15 protein-coding genes and 1 pseudogene are annotated in these 16,320 nt (G+C 39.6%); 10 read left to right on the top strand and 6 right to left on the bottom strand.

Features of this window, described 5'->3' with window-relative positions:
• Positions 1-9: 9 nt before the first annotated feature.
• The 10 genes and pseudogenes from AB3F25_RS07315 to AB3F25_RS07270 all read left to right on the top strand — a co-directional run bounded on the left by AB3F25_RS07315 (position 10) and on the right by AB3F25_RS07270 (position 8,623).
• Positions 10-648: a VWA domain-containing protein gene (locus AB3F25_RS07315; protein ID WP_373603198.1), complete on the top strand. Its 639-nt coding sequence runs from the start codon at positions 10-12 to the stop codon at positions 646-648.
• Between the two features lie 8 nt (positions 649-656).
• The gene (locus tag AB3F25_RS07310; RefSeq protein ID WP_373603197.1) at positions 657-1,694 is read left to right on the top strand and encodes a TerY-C metal binding domain-containing protein; all 1,038 of its coding nucleotides are present in this window, start codon (positions 657-659) and stop codon (positions 1,692-1,694) included.
• Between the two features lie 2 nt (positions 1,695-1,696).
• Positions 1,697-3,229, top strand: a complete 1,533-nt coding sequence (locus tag AB3F25_RS07305; RefSeq protein WP_373603196.1) for a PP2C family serine/threonine-protein phosphatase — start codon at positions 1,697-1,699, stop codon at positions 3,227-3,229.
• Positions 3,222-4,721, top strand: coding sequence for a helix-hairpin-helix domain-containing protein (locus tag AB3F25_RS07300; protein WP_373603195.1), 1,500 nt, complete (start codon positions 3,222-3,224; stop codon positions 4,719-4,721). The genes AB3F25_RS07305 and AB3F25_RS07300 overlap by 8 nt, the downstream gene beginning before the upstream one ends.
• Before the next feature lie 36 nt (positions 4,722-4,757).
• Positions 4,758-5,336, top strand: a complete 579-nt coding sequence (locus tag AB3F25_RS07295; RefSeq protein WP_373603194.1) for a TerD family protein — start codon at positions 4,758-4,760, stop codon at positions 5,334-5,336.
• A 12-nt stretch (positions 5,337-5,348) separates the two neighbouring features.
• Complete coding sequence (locus AB3F25_RS07290; RefSeq protein ID WP_373603193.1) at positions 5,349-5,996, top strand: stress protein; 648 nt, start codon at positions 5,349-5,351, stop codon at positions 5,994-5,996.
• A 162-nt stretch (positions 5,997-6,158) separates the two neighbouring features.
• Positions 6,159-6,401 (top strand): annotated as a pseudogene (locus AB3F25_RS07285) (YeeE/YedE family protein); the annotation flags it as partial.
• Between the two features lie 141 nt (positions 6,402-6,542).
• Complete coding sequence (locus AB3F25_RS07280; RefSeq protein WP_373603192.1) at positions 6,543-7,154, top strand: glutathione S-transferase N-terminal domain-containing protein; 612 nt, start codon at positions 6,543-6,545, stop codon at positions 7,152-7,154.
• 191 nt (positions 7,155-7,345) lie between these two features.
• Complete coding sequence (locus tag AB3F25_RS07275; protein ID WP_373603191.1) at positions 7,346-8,386, top strand: YeeE/YedE thiosulfate transporter family protein; 1,041 nt, start codon at positions 7,346-7,348, stop codon at positions 8,384-8,386.
• Positions 8,387-8,401: 15 nt separating this feature from the next.
• On the top strand, positions 8,402-8,623 hold the full coding sequence (locus tag AB3F25_RS07270; protein WP_373603190.1) for a sulfurtransferase TusA family protein: 222 nt from the start codon (positions 8,402-8,404) through the stop codon (positions 8,621-8,623).
• Positions 8,624-9,191: 568 nt separating this feature from the next.
• Here the strand turns inward: AB3F25_RS07270 and AB3F25_RS07265 are convergent.
• The 6 genes from AB3F25_RS07265 to AB3F25_RS07240 form a co-directional block, all read right to left on the bottom strand.
• The gene (locus AB3F25_RS07265; RefSeq protein WP_373603189.1) at positions 9,192-9,536 is read right to left on the bottom strand and encodes an NINE protein; all 345 of its coding nucleotides are present in this window, start codon (positions 9,534-9,536) and stop codon (positions 9,192-9,194) included.
• A 1,564-nt stretch (positions 9,537-11,100) separates the two neighbouring features.
• Complete coding sequence (locus AB3F25_RS07260) at positions 11,101-12,768, bottom strand: anaerobic C4-dicarboxylate transporter (RefSeq protein WP_373603188.1); 1,668 nt, start codon at positions 12,766-12,768, stop codon at positions 11,101-11,103.
• A gap of 289 nt (positions 12,769-13,057) precedes the next feature.
• A complete protein-coding gene (gene acpP / locus AB3F25_RS07255) occupies positions 13,058-13,288 on the bottom strand; it encodes an acyl carrier protein (RefSeq protein ID WP_005544465.1) in 231 nt (76 codons plus the stop codon).
• Positions 13,289-13,549: 261 nt separating this feature from the next.
• Positions 13,550-14,278: a 3-oxoacyl-ACP reductase FabG gene (fabG, locus tag AB3F25_RS07250; RefSeq protein WP_373603187.1), complete on the bottom strand. Its 729-nt coding sequence runs from the start codon at positions 14,276-14,278 to the stop codon at positions 13,550-13,552.
• A 13-nt stretch (positions 14,279-14,291) separates the two neighbouring features.
• Positions 14,292-15,230, bottom strand: a complete 939-nt coding sequence (gene fabD / locus AB3F25_RS07245; protein WP_373603186.1) for an ACP S-malonyltransferase — start codon at positions 15,228-15,230, stop codon at positions 14,292-14,294.
• Positions 15,231-15,366: 136 nt separating this feature from the next.
• Entirely contained in the window at positions 15,367-16,317 is a 951-nt protein-coding gene (locus AB3F25_RS07240; RefSeq protein ID WP_373603185.1) for a beta-ketoacyl-ACP synthase III, read from the bottom strand.
• Positions 16,318-16,320 lie beyond the last annotated feature (3 nt).

The raw sequence follows: 16,320 nt of genomic DNA, 5'->3' as shown, positions 1-16,320 counted from the left end.
TGTGTAGATATGTCTAGAAGACTACTCACTTATATTTGTATTGATACTTCAGGCTCAATGAAAGGTGAGCCTATTGAAGCAGTGAATGTCGGATTGCAATCACTGCTTTCTGCATTAAGACAAAATCCTTACGCGCTTGAAAGTGTTTATCTTTCTATTTTCACTTTTGATATACAGATCAAAAATGTTTTGCCACTGACTGCACTTGAAAATGTGGTATTGCCAACGATTTCTTGCCCTGAAAGTGGGGCAACTTTTCTTGGAAAATTGTTAGAAGAGATTGTCCAAACAGTCAAAAAAGATCGCATTCTTGCAACACCTGATCAAAAAGGTGATTGGCGACCAATTTTAATCTTGCTTACCGATGGCAAACCTTCTGACACGCTCGCTTATGAGCAAGCTATTCCACAAATCAAAAGTCTAAATTTCGGCAATATTGTGGCTTGTGCCGCAGGCCCTAAAGCAGATCCGACTATCTTAAAGAAATTGACGGATACCGTTGTGTCGTTAGATACGATGGATGCGAATAGTTTTGCTCAGTTCTTCCAATGGGTATCTGCTTCCGTAGCTCAAACCAGTGTTAGTGTGGGTGCAGTTGATAATAACAGCCTGCCACCGCCACCTGATGAAATTAATATCGTATTGTAGGAAACATTATGCGTCGTTTACCTGTTTATCTTGTTGTTGATATCTCTGAAAGTATGGTTGGTGAAAATCTTCGTCAAATGCAAGAAGGCATTAGCCGCTTGGTTAATCAACTTCGCCGTGATCCTTACGCGTTGGAATCTGTTTATCTTTCTGTGATCGCATTTGCTGGGGCGGCTGGTACGCTTGCACCATTAACGGAATTAATGAGTTTTTACCCACCCCGTTTGCCGATTGGTTCTGGCACATCTATTGGTGCAGTACTGAATCATTTAATGGATTCCTTGGAAAAAGATATTGTGCGTAGTACTCCAGAGAAAAAAGGTGATTGGAAACCGCTGGTTTATCTAATGTCTGATGGAGCGCCAACAGATGATCCTGCACAAGCTATTTCTCGCTGGAAACACCATTTTCAAAATAAAGCGAAGCTAATCAATATCGGCATTGGAAAATTTGCCAATCTCAATACCCTAAGTGAGATCAGCAACTTAACTTATCGCCTTGATGATGACGATATTGAAAAAGTTTACCGCGCTTTATGTGAATCTGTTGCTGATTCTATTTTAAGCCAAAGCCGTTCGTTAGGTGTGGAGTTATCTGTTTCGCTAAATAAAGAAATTTTAGAAAGCGGTGCAATTTCTTTAATTAAAGAAAAAGATCAAGCGGTCGCTTTAGATGAAAATTATGCAATCATCGTGGGTAAATGTAGCAAGGTAAAATTGCCTTATTTAATGAAATATGAACGCATCGAAAGCAGCCCATTGGACAATGTAATTTTCCAATATGTTGGCGTTTACCCCGCTGAAAAAGATTATGAAGATTGGTCTGATCATCGTCCAAATCATAGCAAAATCTCAACATCCCAACTTTGGGGTGGTGGCGGTTGTCCCCATTGTGGTGCTGCGTTTGGCTTGTGTATGTGCAACTGTGGTCAAATTTTCTGTGCCAATGGAGAAAAAGAAGTTGTCTGCCCTGGTTGTAATGAAACCTTATATTTCAATGATGAAGCTGATGACATTGATTTCGACATTAGTCGTGCAAGGGGCTAAAGATGAACGCAACAGAACAATTAGAAAAATTTAAATTGTGGCTCAATCAAGCCGATGAAAAATGGCTTGATGCTTTTGCAAGCCAAAATTTTACACTCATTACCCATCTTTCAGAAATGTGGCAACGCTTTCAAACATCTACAAATTCAACATTACTGGAAAATGATATGTTGATACTTCAACCAACAGAAATTACTCTGATACACAAAAAAGAGCTCATTATTACACTTCCAAATGCGAAGCAAGACGAGCCTTACACTTACTTAAAACCTGCCGACTTGCCTTTAGTTCAATCCATCAAAATAGAAAATGATATTGGATTAACTTGGAATATAGAAAACCAAACTTTGGAAGGTACTCCGACAAAGAGCGGTGAATTTTTAGTGACTTTTCAACTTGATGACGACCATTTAGCTCATACTACATTGTTTGTTAATCCAAATCCTAAATATTTATGGAAAAACATTCCTTCTGATCCTAAATCACGTTTTTGGAAACCGGATAGTGCGAATAAAAGAATCACAACAGAGAGTGGTCAATTAATTGCAGCTCGTATGCGTGGACGTACGCATGCTATGAAAGGAACCTGCTGTGATGATGACTTTGCTATCGGTTATCACGAGAAGTCAAAAGTACATTTTCTAGCCGTGGCAGATGGAGCAGGGAGTGCGGAATTTTCTCGCCAAGGTTCAAAATTAGCCGTCAATGCGGCACAAGATAAAGTGTTTGAATTACTTAGTATTGAAGGCAAAGATTATCAGAAACTGGCTCAAAAAAATGAACAAGAGCTTGCTTACATCACTAAAGTAATTTTTAAAGAAGCTGTTCAAGCCGCTTATCTTGCTCAAGAAACGGAAGCTAGAGATGCAGTGATTGAACAAAAATCGCTTTCTTGCACATTATTGCTGGCATTTACTTTACCTTTAATTGACGGTAAATGGTTTACTGCCTGTTATTGGGTGGGAGATGGCGCAATTGCAATTTTTGATCCAGCTACTCAAAACGTCAAATTATTAGGTGAAGTTGATTCTGGGCAATATTCTGGTGAAACACAATTTTTAACTTTAGGCGAAGCTAACGTTGAAAAAATCACGATGCGTATTTGCACGGATATTCGCGATTATCCACCCATTTTAATGTTAATGACAGATGGTGTTTCCGATCCTAAATTTCAGACTGATGCACAACTCAATACATTTGAAGCTTGGCAAACATTCTGGGAAGAATTGCATACGCCATTGCAAGCAGAAAAACCTGAAAAATCCTTGGAAAACTGGCTCGATTTCTTCTCAAAAGGTGAACATGATGATCGCACTTTAGCTGTTTTCATTCCTGAATCTGAATGGAAAGGCATTACTTATTCAGCTCAATATCAAGAAGAAATTCATACACCAATACAAGTGGTCGAAAATTCACAGCAAATTGTAAATGATCCAGAAAGAAACATTAATGTACCACAAAATGATAAAACAAAAGTGGTTTCGTTGAGCAAAGCGAGTGATGTCGTAATTCAAGAAAGGGAAAAGGATGAATAAGATCATTACACTCACCGCAACAAATGGCGAACAAATTCAATTTGTTGATGAAGTGAAAGCACAAGGGGGAATGAAAGATGTAATGTTTTCCCCCAATAAAGATTATGTCGTCGCTTTCTTTCGTGAACCTGCCGATCTTGCCACAAAAGAGCGGTTAGAAATGATAACTGGTACTTATCGTGAAAAGATCTTCAATCAGGAAGGTGGCGAATATCTGAAAAAATTATTCTGCTGGCCTACGGCAGTAGTGGAATATCAAGGCAAATTAGGCGTGGTTAGCCCTTTCTATCGTGATTGTTTTTTCTTCCAATATGGTAGCCGTAATAACGATATGTTAGGCATTAAAGGCAAAGATAAAGACGGTAAATGGTTCGCCAGTGCTTCTAATCGCAATAAGTTTCTTGACTCTCGAGAGTTAGGCGATTGGATGTTGCATTTGAAAGTCTGTTTGATGCTGGCTCGTGCCGTTCGCCGTATGCATATGGCTGGATTAAGTCATAGTGACTTAGGTTACAAAAACTGTTTAATCGACCCAACAACTGGTCAAGCGAGTTTGATTGATATTGACGGTTTAGTGGTGCCAGGGAAACATCCGCCAACTGTTGTGGGAACACCTGATTTTATTGCACCTGAAGTAGTGGCAACACAACATTTAGATAAAAACGATCCTAAGCGTAAGTTACCTAGCAGAACTACGGATTTACACGCATTAGCTGTTTTAATTTATATGTACTTACTTTATCGCCATCCACTTCGAGGCGATAAGGTTTTTGATATGAATGATAGCCAGCGTGATGAAGAATTAGGAATGGGAGAAAAGGCGTTATTCATTGAACACCCAACCGATCATTCTAATCGTATAAAAATAGGGAATGTTAAACCTAGCGAACAGCCTTGGAAAGACACACAAAAAATGCCTTATATCATTACTGGCCCTTATTTAAGCGAATTATTTAAACGCGCCTTTATTGACGGCTTGCATAATCCTATTGCTCGCCCGACAGCAGATGAATGGGAACAGGCATTAGTCAAAACTGTGGATCTGCTGCAACCTTGCCCAAATTCAAGCTGTGAGCAGAAATGGTATGTCTTTGATAATTCTAAATTGCCTAAATGTCCGTTTTGTGGCACAGCACATCAAGGTAAATTACCTGTGTTAAATTTGTATTCTGCTGCACCAAATGGCCATTATCGCCCTGATAATCACAGAATTATGGTCTACAGCGGGCAATCACTTTTTAAATGGCACGCTGACAACCGCGTATTTCCTAATGAAAAATTAAAAGCCGAAGATGCTAAACGCGTTGGTTATTTCATTCAACATCAAGGAAATTGGTGGCTCGTGAATGAAAATCTGCCTGATATGGTAGATATAAATACTAAACAACTTATTCCTATTGGCGGAAAAGTGAAGCTTGAAGAAAGCACAAAAATTCTTTTGAAAAAGGGCGAGGGTGGACGACTTATCGTTGTTCAAATAGCAGGTGTATAAGATTTATTAACCCAATAACAACTGGAGAACTATAAAATGGCAATTTCATTAACAAAAGGTCAAAATGTTTCATTAAGTAAAACCGATCCGAGTTTAAAAAATGTATTGGTTGGTTTAGGTTGGGACGCTCGTTCAACCGATGGGCAAGACTTTGACTTAGACGCAAGTGTATTTATGGCAACAGAAAACGCTAAAGTGCCTTCTGATAGCTATTTCATTTTCTATAATCAATTAGTTTCACCTTGTGGTGGTGTAGAACATACTGGGGATAACCTGACTGGAGACGGCGATGGTGATGATGAAAGCGTAATTGTTAGATTAGATAAAGTAGAAAGCAATATCAAATCACTTTTTATTACTGTAACTATTCACGATGCAGAAGCTCGTCGTCAAAATTTTGGTCAAGTCAGCAATGCATTCGTACGTATTGTTAATAATGATACTGGTGATGAAATTGTTCGTTTTGATCTTTCTGAAGATTACAGTACAGAAACAGCCATGGTATTTGGTGAAATTTATCGCCATAACGGTGAATGGAAATTCCGTGCAATAGGCCAAGGTTATGCTGGCGGACTATATGCACTTTGCAAGCAATATGGAGTAAATGTGGGTTAATTGGAGTTACAAATGGTTTCACTAAGCAAAATTACGTTAGAGAAAAAAGGTGACTCTCATAAAATTGATCTATCAAAAGCTATAGATCAACAAATAACCATTAACTTAAACTGGACACAACAAAAACCAGTAGGCTTTTTTGGTAGTTTATTTGGAAAAACCAAAGAAATTGACTTAGATCTTGGTTGTTATTGGGAGTTACAGGATGGAACAGCATCTTTGATTGATGGTCTGCAATTTTCTAAAGGCCGTGGTGGCTCAAAAGAACGCTTAACTCGTCAAGGTTGCTATATACAAGCACCTTGGGTATGGCACTGTGGTGATGATAGAAATGGAAGTTCATCTGAGGGGGAAAATATTTTAGTTAACCCCAAAGGGATTCGGGATTTACGCCGCTTAGTAATTTACTGTTTCATTTATGAAGGAGTAGCAAAATGGGCTGAATCTGATGCTATTGTTACTGTTAAAGTGCCAAATCAACCTGAAATCGTCGTTGAAATGGGTAAACAAACTGATCCTCGTACATTCTGCGCCATTGCAACTATTGATTTTGATGGAACTCAAATGTCAGTTCGAAAAGATATCAACTTCTTTAATGGGCACGCAGATTGTAGTAACTATTATGACTGGGGATTTGAATTCTCAGCAGGATCTAAATAAATACTTTTAGAATATCCATACCAAGTAGGGTTAAAAATATCTATTTTTTAACCTTATTTTTTATATCTAAATCACATATCAATTAACTAAAAGTTCTTGACGTATATATTCTAAATTCATTAAAAATACCGCATGCGTTTTTTACTTACTTTAGGAGATCCTATGCTTTTAACAGGATTATTTTGTGGTATTTTGCTTGGCTTTGTGATGCAACGTGGGTGTTTTTGTATCACCGGTGCATTTCGTGATTTATATGTCACCAAAAACAACAAAATGTTTGTTGCATTACTTAGCTTGATTACCGGTTATTATGTATATAAACATTTAACCAAACCGGCGCCCAAATTAGTAACGCTTAAACCAAGAAAAACAGGTTTAGCCCATTTGTTATTTGAAAAATACTGGCGGACACAAAGTTATCAAGTGACGTAATTTTCGTGTCCACCGTAACGTTTTGCTTTCCCAAGAGAGAAGTCATTGGAAAAGTGCGGTAAAATTTAACTGTCTTTTATAGGCTTCCAAAATGCAATGAACAAGGAGATCATCATGAAACTTTGGTATTCCACCACAAGTCCCTTTGTGCGCAAAGTGATGGCTGTGCTTAAATATCATAAATTGGACGAACAAATTGAATTGTTACGCGTGACATCCGCGTTCGATCCCAATTCTCCACATAACCAAGACAACCCGCTTGGACGCATTCCGGCGCTACAACTTGATAACGGAGAATGGTTATTTGGTAGTCTATTAATCAGTGAATATTTCGATTCTATCGGACACAGTCAGTGTTTATTTCCACAAGGAGAGCAACGCTGGCAGGTGCTGCAGACACATTCTTTGGTGGATGGCATTTTAGAAAATACCATTCCAATGCTTGCTGAACGCATGCTTCGCCCACCGGAAGAATGGTGGACGACACGGCATGAACAACTCAATGAACGTAATTGTCGTAGTTTTATTGAATTGGAAAAGTATCTGACAAAATTTGGTGAGCAGTTAAATATCGGTACGATAAGTGCCGTCTGTCTTATTGACTGGTGGCTATTTCGTCAAACTCAAATCGGGTTAGATTTAAACACGCTCTCCCCAAATTTAGTAACTTGGGCAGCGCGTATGAATCAGCATTATGATTTTTTAGCAGAGACCAAACCAAGATAAAACACTTAGGAAAATAACCGCACTTTTATGCTAAAAATATACTGAATGCTACAAAAAAAATAACAATCCGCACGTAAATGTGCGGATTGTTATTTCTAAATCACATATCAATTAACTAAAAGTTCTTGGCGTATATATTCTAAATTCATTAAAAATACCGCATTCGTTTTTTACTTACTTTAGGAGATCCTATGCTTTTAACAGGGTTATTTTGTGGTATTTTGCTTGGTTTTGTAATGCAACGTGGGCGTTTTTGTATCACCGGTGCATTTCGTGATTTATATGTCACCAAAAACAACAAAATGTTTGTTGCATTACTTATTGCCATTACGGTGCAATCTGTTGGCTTCTTTTTATTAAAAGAAATAGGCGTGTTGAATGTTGATCCGGCTGAAAACTTTGCCTTTTTGGCCGTATTAATCGGCGCATTTTTATTTGGTATCGGCATTGTGTTGGCTGGCGGTTGTGCCACAGGAACTTGGTATCGTGCAGCAGAAGGTTTAGTCGGAAGCTGGATTGCGCTTTTTACCTATATGCTGTTAAGCGCAATGATGAGAACCGGCCCGCTCGGTGATTTTAATAAAGCATTGCGCGATATTAATATCGAACAACGCAATATTTACGATACCTTCGGCATTTCACCGTGGTGGTTGGTCGCATTACTTAGCTTGATTACCGGTTATTATGTATATAAACATTTAAGCAAACCGGCGCCCAAATTAGCGACGCTTAAACCAAGAAAAACAGGTTTAGCCCATTTGTTATTTGAAAAACGCTGGCATCCTTTTGTGTCTGCCGTGTTGGTGGGATTCATCGCCTTGCTCGCTTGGCCTTTAAGCGTAGCAACAGGACGTGAATTTGGCCTAGGTATTACCGGCCCTTCTGCCAACATCATGCAATACCTCGTTACCGGCAATGACAAATTTATTAACTGGGGTGTGTTCCTCGTCCTAGGGATTTTTATTGGTTCATTTATTGGGGCGAAAGGAAGCAATGAATTTCGCGTTCGCGTTCCCGATGTCACGAGCATTTTGCGTAGCGCACTAGGCGGTATTTTTATGGGCATCGGTGCAAGCCTTGCAGGCGGTTGCTCTATTGGTAATGGCTTGGTTGAAACCGCTTTCTTCTCATGGCAAGGCTGGATTTCTCTGCCACTAATGGTGCTTGGCACTTGGGTTGCCGCCTACTTTACCATTATCCGACCGCAACGATTAAAAACCGTCACAGCTTAATTTTAGGAGATAAAAATGATTGTTAAATTACCTACTCTCGGTTTAGTTTGCCCTTTCCCATTGGTTGAAGCCAAAGAAGCCATGGCGAAACTCAATAAGGGCGATGGGTTAGAAATTGAATTTGACTGCACACAAGCCACAGAAGCCATTCCTGAGTGGGCGGCAGAAGAAGGTTATGAAGTAACTGATTTTGAACAAATCGATGATGCTAAATGGAAAATTACCGTCATTAAATAAGATATAAAGTGCGGCTCGATGTCTCAAAATTATGTGGCTGCTGCACAGAGCTGAAATGACCTCACAAAATAGCACCGCATTGGAAAGGGCTCCAATGCGGTGCTATTTTTATGACACAAACTTAATGTTCTTTGGCTTGTCGGATAGTTTCTAACGAATGATCCAACTATTGATGTTCGATGCCAAAAGCGAAAACCTTCCGTGACGAAATGTTCGGACAATATAAATTTCATTTTCCTCCACCAGATGAACGACAAAAAATTGCATTCGGGCTGTTGCAGGACAGGAATCTACAACATGGAGCAGATTAAGGAAGTGCCTCGGTGCAATAATTTTCCTTCCTTGGAGTTAAAAATTGGCTCTGTTTTTATTCGGTTTCACATTGTTTCGTATGTTACAAGAAAAATTGTTTACAAGTAGAAGCGCAATTTTTGTCGTTCGGAAGATAAAATTTGATAACTTGGCATTTGAATAGTAGGTGTATTTAGTCATAAAAAATCTGTCCCTTAATCGATCGGGGATTTAGTCCGATTTTTAGGGGACAGAACACTTCATTTTCTCTTTTTACTTAAGAAATAAGCATTATTTTATTAAAATTCATCTCTTTCGCTTTTTTGTAGCATAAATAAATATCTAAGAAGACCCAAATAAATCCTACAATGAGAAATAGAGAAATAATCTTTAAAATACCTTTGCCGATATCGCCTAAATAAAAACGATCGATAGCTAATCCGCCAAATAATAACGAAAGGAGTAATACAATCATCGGATTTTTCAAAGGAATAGATTGAATTGTTGATTGGCGTTGTTCAGGTAAAGTCGAAAGTTTATCTTTAATTAGTACAATTTTCTCTGATGGAAAATAACTTGCATTAGCCATAATATAAGTATCTGCAAATTGTTGTGGTTCCATTTTAAACTCCTATATTTTGTAGATTGTCAATTAATTAGTGCATTAGTAAATGCGCTGCTTATTCAAACAAAAAAGTTGCCTGTTTTCAAGCTATTATTTAGGTTTGAGTCTGTAATTTGGCTAAAATAAATAAAAATAGTGTTCATAAGTAACATATTCAGTGCTTGTAAAAGTAAGCAAGTTTTATTAACCGAATGAAAGCTGATTGGCTTTCGTGAAGCCATATTCTGACTAAAAGGGGAGATTTATATCAAAGAAAGAAATTGATCTATTAGCCATCTATTTGCTGAGCTTGCTTAGATTGAAAATGGTTTATAACATTTAATTTGCCAATTACAGGGCAATATAAGAGTTTTTTGTGCGAAAAAATATTTTTGCATAATTAAACGTATAGAGTCTAAAGTATTTAATGACATTTTTATCAAATTTATCAATGAGATAAGAATAATCCAAGGTTGCGAGCTGATAGCCATTTATGGAAAAAATATTGCGTCATAGTTTCAACACTGAAACACAAACCGCATTGCATAGCATTACGGTATGGAGCAAAACACAAGGGCTTGTCTTATCTCAAAGAAAGTCTGAAGGGAAGAAAAATGAAATTGTTTGGTGTTTCGGTTAATAAATAGACAACACTTGCGGTTGCCCTGTTGACAAAGTCAAAAAAGGGAATTATTATGTGCGCCATTCTTACAGGATATGTAAGAACAGGATTGGTCTCCTGAAAAGTGGCGTGAAGGTTGAGATACCTTCGATTTGTTTTATGTCGCAATTGACTAGAACACCAACTCAATGGTGGACTAGGTAGAAATCCCGCAGGGATGCGAGCAGTAAGCCACTTACTGTTAAGACCAATTCTGCTTAGCTCCACCTCCCTATTGTATAGCTCGTTGTTTTTTAATTATTTCTGAATAAATTATATGGACATACGGGCTTTCTAATAAATACTGCTACTCTTATCTTTCCTCAATAGCATTGCAATCAATTGAGTGTTACTTTATTTCTAGTGTTTCTTTAGCTTTAAGTCTTTAGAATCTTTCGTTCAATCTAATGTTCTTTCTCTCATCTTAACTTAAAATATCGTTTATGGCTCAAGTACAAATATCCAGTTAAGGCCTTGTTAGAAATAAACGAAAGTAATGACATTACGTGTAAATTAGGCTCCATTCCTAAAAATTTGCCCCGATAAACTAATTAATTTTACCATTAGGCTAAATTTATAAGCGACATTAGAGTACTAAAATAGCACCGCATTGGATTGGTATTTTGGGAATATGGGTGATACCCGAACAGGATGAATGTCATTAGCGAATGTTCTGATAGTTGAATATATTGGCATTTCGGTTAATTCGGAAGGGGAGTACGCCGTTTAAAAGTTAGGCGCATTTCGTGAATCTATTTGTTGGTAAGAGCCTGATTTTATTGGTTTGAAGATCAAAATTGACGACTTGCTATTTGAAAAGTTGGAGAATTTGATGATAAAAAGAATCTGCCCTTAATCAGCCGGAGATTTAGTCCGGCTTTGGGGGCAGATTAAAATTAAATAGCTTTATTGAAGAAGTAATTATAAGTAACCGAATAAACCGGTGAAGATATACCCGAAAATACAGGAAGTAATTACGCCGATTAAGCCCGGTAAAATAAAGCTGTGGTTGATTACGAATTTACCGATATGGGTGGTGCCGGAACGGTCGAATTGGATGGCAGCCAAGTCGCTTGGGTAGGTCGGTAAAATGTAGTAGCCATAACAAGCGGCGGCGAAAGCAAGGATAATTGCTGGGTCAACACCGATACCTAATGCAAGTGGTACGAAAGCGACTAATGCGGCAGCTTGGGAGTTTACGAATTTGGAAATTAATAGCAACATTACTGCGTAAGTCCAAGGATGGGCTTTTACCACATCGCCTAAGGCAGCTTTCATCATTGGGGTGTGGACGGAGAACATGGTTTCTGCCATCCAAGAAATTCCAAATACAGCAACCAACGCAATCATACCGGAACGGAAGATTTCGTTTTTGCTGATTTTACTTGCATCGGTTTTGGTAAAGATAATGATGAGCGCACCGGCTAACAACATGAAGATTTGGATAACGTGAACCATACCTAATGTGGTTTTCTTTTTCGCGCTGTCTTTTAACTGAATGGTTGCGTTGGCAACGGTATCGGTTTTATCGCCTGTGGTGATAATAACATTGTTATCCTGCACAGACAAAGTTTGATTTAAGACGCCTTTGTTGTCATAAATTTCAACGCTGTTATAGGCGGTTTGGGCTTTTGCTTTACTGTCTTTTACGTCAAGTGCCACTTTGCCGTCTTTAGTGAAGGCGACGATTTTACCATCTTTAATGTTGAAACTTTGTACTGCTTTACTGTCGGAAATTACTTCAACCACTTGTGCTGGTGCGTTTTTCTCAAAGGACGGGCGTAATTCTTTAAAGTAACCTAGCAAGGCTACGATGATAATTGCACCGAAGAAAATCCACATTGCGTTCCAACTGGATTGTGGTAACTTTTTGTCGAGCAAGGAGGCGCTATCACCATACACATATTTTTTGAATTCCGGATCTTTTAATTTCGCTTGAAATTCCTCGTCTTTATCCAAATCTTTACCGCGGAACCAACTGAAGATACCGATAGCTAATACGCCACAAAGGGTAGAGGGTACGGTGATTTTTAATAAATCCAAGTAACCGTCGAAACCTGCCAAATGATTTTGTGCATTGACTAAGAATGCGGTTAAAGTAACTACCGCAACGGATACCGGTGACGCGATGATCCCCATTTGGGAGGCGATAGAACTCGCTGCCATCGGACGTTCCGGTCGGATGTTATTTTTGATGGCGATGTCATAAATAATCGGCAGCATGGTATAAACCACGTGTCCGGTACCGCATAAAATAGTTAAGAAACAGGTTACGAAAGGGGCGAGAATACTTACATATTTTGGGTTTTTACGCAGTAATTTTTCTGCGATTTGCAACATTACGTCCAAACCGCCACTGGCTTGTAATGTCGCGGATGTCACCACCACAGCGAGGATAGTCAGCATCACGTCGATTGCCGGTTTGCCCGGTTCGATGCCAAAGCCGAATACCAATACAATCAGACCAATACCGCCTAATAAACCCAGTGCAATACCGCCTTTTTTGGCGCCGTAGAACAAACAGATTAAGACGATGGCAAGCTGAATAGTAAATTGCGTGCCTTCTCCTAAATTCATCAAGAAATCCATAAAACACTCCCAAAAAATTGATTAAAGAATTAAAAATTCAGGCAGATCTTAGCATGCTTTTTAATACTAAATAAGTAGTATTAAATAGATTATTGTTTTATATCAATATTTTTTATTAAGCATAATCTTAATGAGTTTGTATGGATCGGAGGATAAGATTTTGGCATTTGGGGAAGAAATTTTAGCTAAAAAATAATGAATTTTAGGAAGGCTATAATTGAAAATGTATTAGTGTTAGAAAGGTGCTTACATAAAAAATTAGGCGACTCAAAAGTCGCCTAACTCGAAATTATTGATTGTTTTGCACGTAATCAATCGCAGATTGAACGGTCGTAATTTTTTCAGCTTCTTCATCAGGAATTTCGATATCAAATTCTTCCTCTAAAGCCATCACTAATTCAACAGTATCTAAAGAATCCGCACCTAAATCTTCAACGAAAGAAGCTTCCGGTTTAACATCTTCTTCTTTAACACCTAATTGTTCAACGATGATTTTTTTTACGCGTTCTTCAATGCTCATTTGTTTTTCCTATGTTGTAATAACTCATTGCTGAGCGGTTAGTGTATGAATTTTTGACAACCTTGCAACCTTTTTATTGAGTGGTCGCACCACGGAAGGGCAAGTAAAAACACATACAGCGAAAATAGTTACATATCTTTGCATACGCTCAAGACGTAACCAAGCTATGATGCGGGACAGATTCTAACACTATCTAAAACCTTTGGCTACGATTTTATAGGGGAAATCCGCCAACCTAAAATGACTTATCCTGTCAAGGAGTTAGCTCATATATAAGCCGCCATTTACATGTAATGTCGTACCGGTAATATACGCAGCATCTTCGGAAGCCAAGAAAGCCACCGCTTTTGCGATATCCTTAGCTTCGCCTAAACGCCCCGCCGGAACATTAGAAAGAATCCCTGCTTTTTGTTCGTCCGTTAGCACCTCGGTCATGTCTGTTGCGATAAAGCCCGGCGCCACCACATTCACGGTAATACCGCGTGCCGCCACTTCTTTTGCAAGAGATTTTGAAAAGCCGATTACGCCCGCTTTTGCCGCACAATAATTGGTTTGTCCCGGATTACCCATTGAGCCTACAACCGAACCGATATTAATAATTCGTCCGAAACGTTTTTTCATCATGCTGCGCAGCACCGCTTTGGAAAGATGATAAACCGCACTTAAATTAGTTTGCATAATATCGAACCATTCATCATCTTTCATACGCATTAACAAATTATCGCGTGTGATACCGGCATTATTCACTAAAATATCGATATCGCCGAAATCACTTTTGATTTTCTCTAACACAGCCTCGATGGATGCAATGTCAGTTACATTCAAAACTAGCCCTTTGCCTTTATCACCTAAATAAGCGGAAATTGATTCTGCGCCTTTTTCAGACGTCGCCGTACCAATTACAAACGCACCTTTGGCGACTAATTCTTCCGCTACCGCTCTGCCAATACCACGCGTTGCGCCTGTTACTAAAGCAATTTTACCTTGCATTTTTCTTTTCCTTTTACGCTAATAATTCTTCGATCGCATTGAGCGATGTGATGTCATTTACTGATGCGGCTTGCAAATCGGCAACGATGCGTTTGGTTAAACCACTCAACACTTTGCCCGGGCCGATTTCAACCAGTACTTGAATGCCTTCTTGCGCCATTTTTTCTACGGTTTCCGTCCAACGAACAGGATTGTACAGTTGGCGAATCAATGCGGTGCTGATCGCGCTGCTCACTGAAGCTTTCTCTACATCAACATTATTAATCACGGCGGTTTGCGGTGCGGATAAAGCGATCTTTTCTAAGGTCAACGCTAATTTATCCGCCGCTGGTTTCATTAATACGCAATGGGAAGGCACGCTCACCGATAATGGTAACGCGCGTTTGGCTCCCGCTTCTTTACATAATGCGGCAGCACGCTCTACCGCTGCTTTTGCACCTGCAATCACTACTTGTCCAGGTGAATTAAAGTTCACCGCAGAAACCACATCGCCCTGCTCGGCTTGTTTACAAGCATTAATAATGGCATCGTTATCTAGCCCGATAATCGCGTACATGGCGCCGGTGCCCTCAGGTACGGCTTGTTGCATAAGTTTACCGCGCAATTCCACCAATTTAACGGCATCTTGAAAATCTAATGCGCCAGCGCATACCAAGGCGGAATATTCGCCTAAGCTATGTCCCGCCATTACTTCTGGTTTGAATTGCGGATATTTTTCTTGCCATACGCGATAAACCGCCACCGAAGCGGCTAGCAGTGCAGGCTGGGTTTGCCAGGTTTTATTGAGTTCTTCTGTAGGGCCTTGCTGTGCTAATTGCCATAAATCATAGCCCAGCACATCAGAAGCTTGTTTGAATGTTTCGGTCACAATTGAGTATTCGGTCGCAAGCTCGGCAAGCATACCGACCGCTTGGGAGCCTTGTCCCGGGAAGACCATTGCAAATTTTTTCATTTTGTTTTCCTGTTTTTTTAGGTTTCAATCAAAATCTTTTTTGATGGAATGAGTTCCGTCTGATTTTAAATATAAAAAATGCGGTTAATATCAACCGCACTTTCAACGCAATCCGACCATTATTTTATCAAAATAATTAGAATCTCACTAATGCCGAACCCCAAGTCCAACCACCACCAAATGCTTCTAATAAAAGCAATTGACCGCGTTGAATACGTCCATCGCGCACTGCTTCATCTAATGCTACCGGTACTGTTGCAGCGCTGTTGTTGGCATATTTATCTAAGGTTACCACCACTTGCGACATATCCATTTCCAGCTTTTTTGCCGTCGCCGTGATAATACGTAAATTCGCCTGATGCGGTACTAACCAGTCAATGTCTTTTTTATCTAAGTTATTGGCCGCAAGCGTTTCCTCCACTACGTTGGAAAGCTCGCGTACGGCCAGTTTAAAGGTCTCGTTGCCTTGCATTTCAATGTAGCCTGATTTGGCTTCGCCACGCTCCGGCTGCGGTAGTACTAAGGCGGCTTTTTTATCTGCTGAAGCGTGTAAGTGGGTAGAAATGATGCCTTCCTGTTCGCTAGCCTCTAAGAGCACCGCACCGGCGCCGTCGCCGAATAACACTACAGTGCTACGATCGGTTTCATCAAGTTTACGAGAATTAAGATCAGAACCAATGACCAATGCCTTTTTCACTTTGCCGGTACGAATAAATTGATCGGCCACGCCTAATGCATACACAAAACCGGTGCAAGCTGCCGCCAAATCGAAGGAAATTGCGTCTTCAATATCTAGCATTCCCTGTATTTGGCATGCCGCGCTTGGGTAAGCGTGCGAGCCACTGGTGGTGGCGACGATAATAAGCTCAATGTCTTGAGCATTTATTTGTGCGGCTTCAATCGCGTTTTTTGCCGCTGCAAACCCCATGCTGGCGACAGTTTCATCGGCGCTAGCAATACGTCGCTCACGAATACCGGAGCGGGTGACAATCCATTCATCGGAAGTGTCGACCATTTTTTCTAAGTCGGCATTAGTACGAATATGACTCGGTAAATAACTACCGGTGGATAAAATTTTACTGTTCATAAT

The sequence above is a fragment of the Aggregatibacter sp. HMT-949 genome (assembly GCF_041734645.1).
GTDB lineage: Bacteria > Pseudomonadota > Gammaproteobacteria > Enterobacterales > Pasteurellaceae > Rodentibacter.
This window is presented reverse-complemented; position numbering and strand designations above follow the sequence as displayed.

Bases quoted from the DNA above. Each gene is read 5' to 3' on its own strand.
- AB3F25_RS07315 (WP_373603198.1), top strand. From the start codon at position 10: ATGTCTAGAAGACTACTCACTTATATTTGTATTGATACTTCAGGCTCA.
- AB3F25_RS07310 (WP_373603197.1), top strand. From the start codon at position 657: ATGCGTCGTTTACCTGTTTATCTTGTTGTTGATATCTCTGAAAGTATG.
- AB3F25_RS07305 (WP_373603196.1), top strand. From the start codon at position 1,697: ATGAACGCAACAGAACAATTAGAAAAATTTAAATTGTGGCTCAATCAA.
- AB3F25_RS07300 (WP_373603195.1), top strand. From the start codon at position 3,222: ATGAATAAGATCATTACACTCACCGCAACAAATGGCGAACAAATTCAA.
- AB3F25_RS07295 (WP_373603194.1), top strand. From the start codon at position 4,758: ATGGCAATTTCATTAACAAAAGGTCAAAATGTTTCATTAAGTAAAACC.
- AB3F25_RS07290 (WP_373603193.1), top strand. From the start codon at position 5,349: ATGGTTTCACTAAGCAAAATTACGTTAGAGAAAAAAGGTGACTCTCAT.
- AB3F25_RS07280 (WP_373603192.1), top strand. From the start codon at position 6,543: ATGAAACTTTGGTATTCCACCACAAGTCCCTTTGTGCGCAAAGTGATG.
- AB3F25_RS07275 (WP_373603191.1), top strand. From the start codon at position 7,346: ATGCTTTTAACAGGGTTATTTTGTGGTATTTTGCTTGGTTTTGTAATG.
- AB3F25_RS07270 (WP_373603190.1), top strand. From the start codon at position 8,402: ATGATTGTTAAATTACCTACTCTCGGTTTAGTTTGCCCTTTCCCATTG.
- AB3F25_RS07265 (WP_373603189.1), bottom strand. From the start codon at position 9,536: ATGGAACCACAACAATTTGCAGATACTTATATTATGGCTAATGCAAGT.
- AB3F25_RS07260 (WP_373603188.1), bottom strand. From the start codon at position 12,768: ATGGATTTCTTGATGAATTTAGGAGAAGGCACGCAATTTACTATTCAG.
- acpP (WP_005544465.1), bottom strand. From the start codon at position 13,288: ATGAGCATTGAAGAACGCGTAAAAAAAATCATCGTTGAACAATTAGGT.
- fabG (WP_373603187.1), bottom strand. From the start codon at position 14,278: ATGCAAGGTAAAATTGCTTTAGTAACAGGCGCAACGCGTGGTATTGGC.
- fabD (WP_373603186.1), bottom strand. From the start codon at position 15,230: ATGAAAAAATTTGCAATGGTCTTCCCGGGACAAGGCTCCCAAGCGGTC.
- AB3F25_RS07240 (WP_373603185.1), bottom strand. From the start codon at position 16,317: ATGAACAGTAAAATTTTATCCACCGGTAGTTATTTACCGAGTCATATT.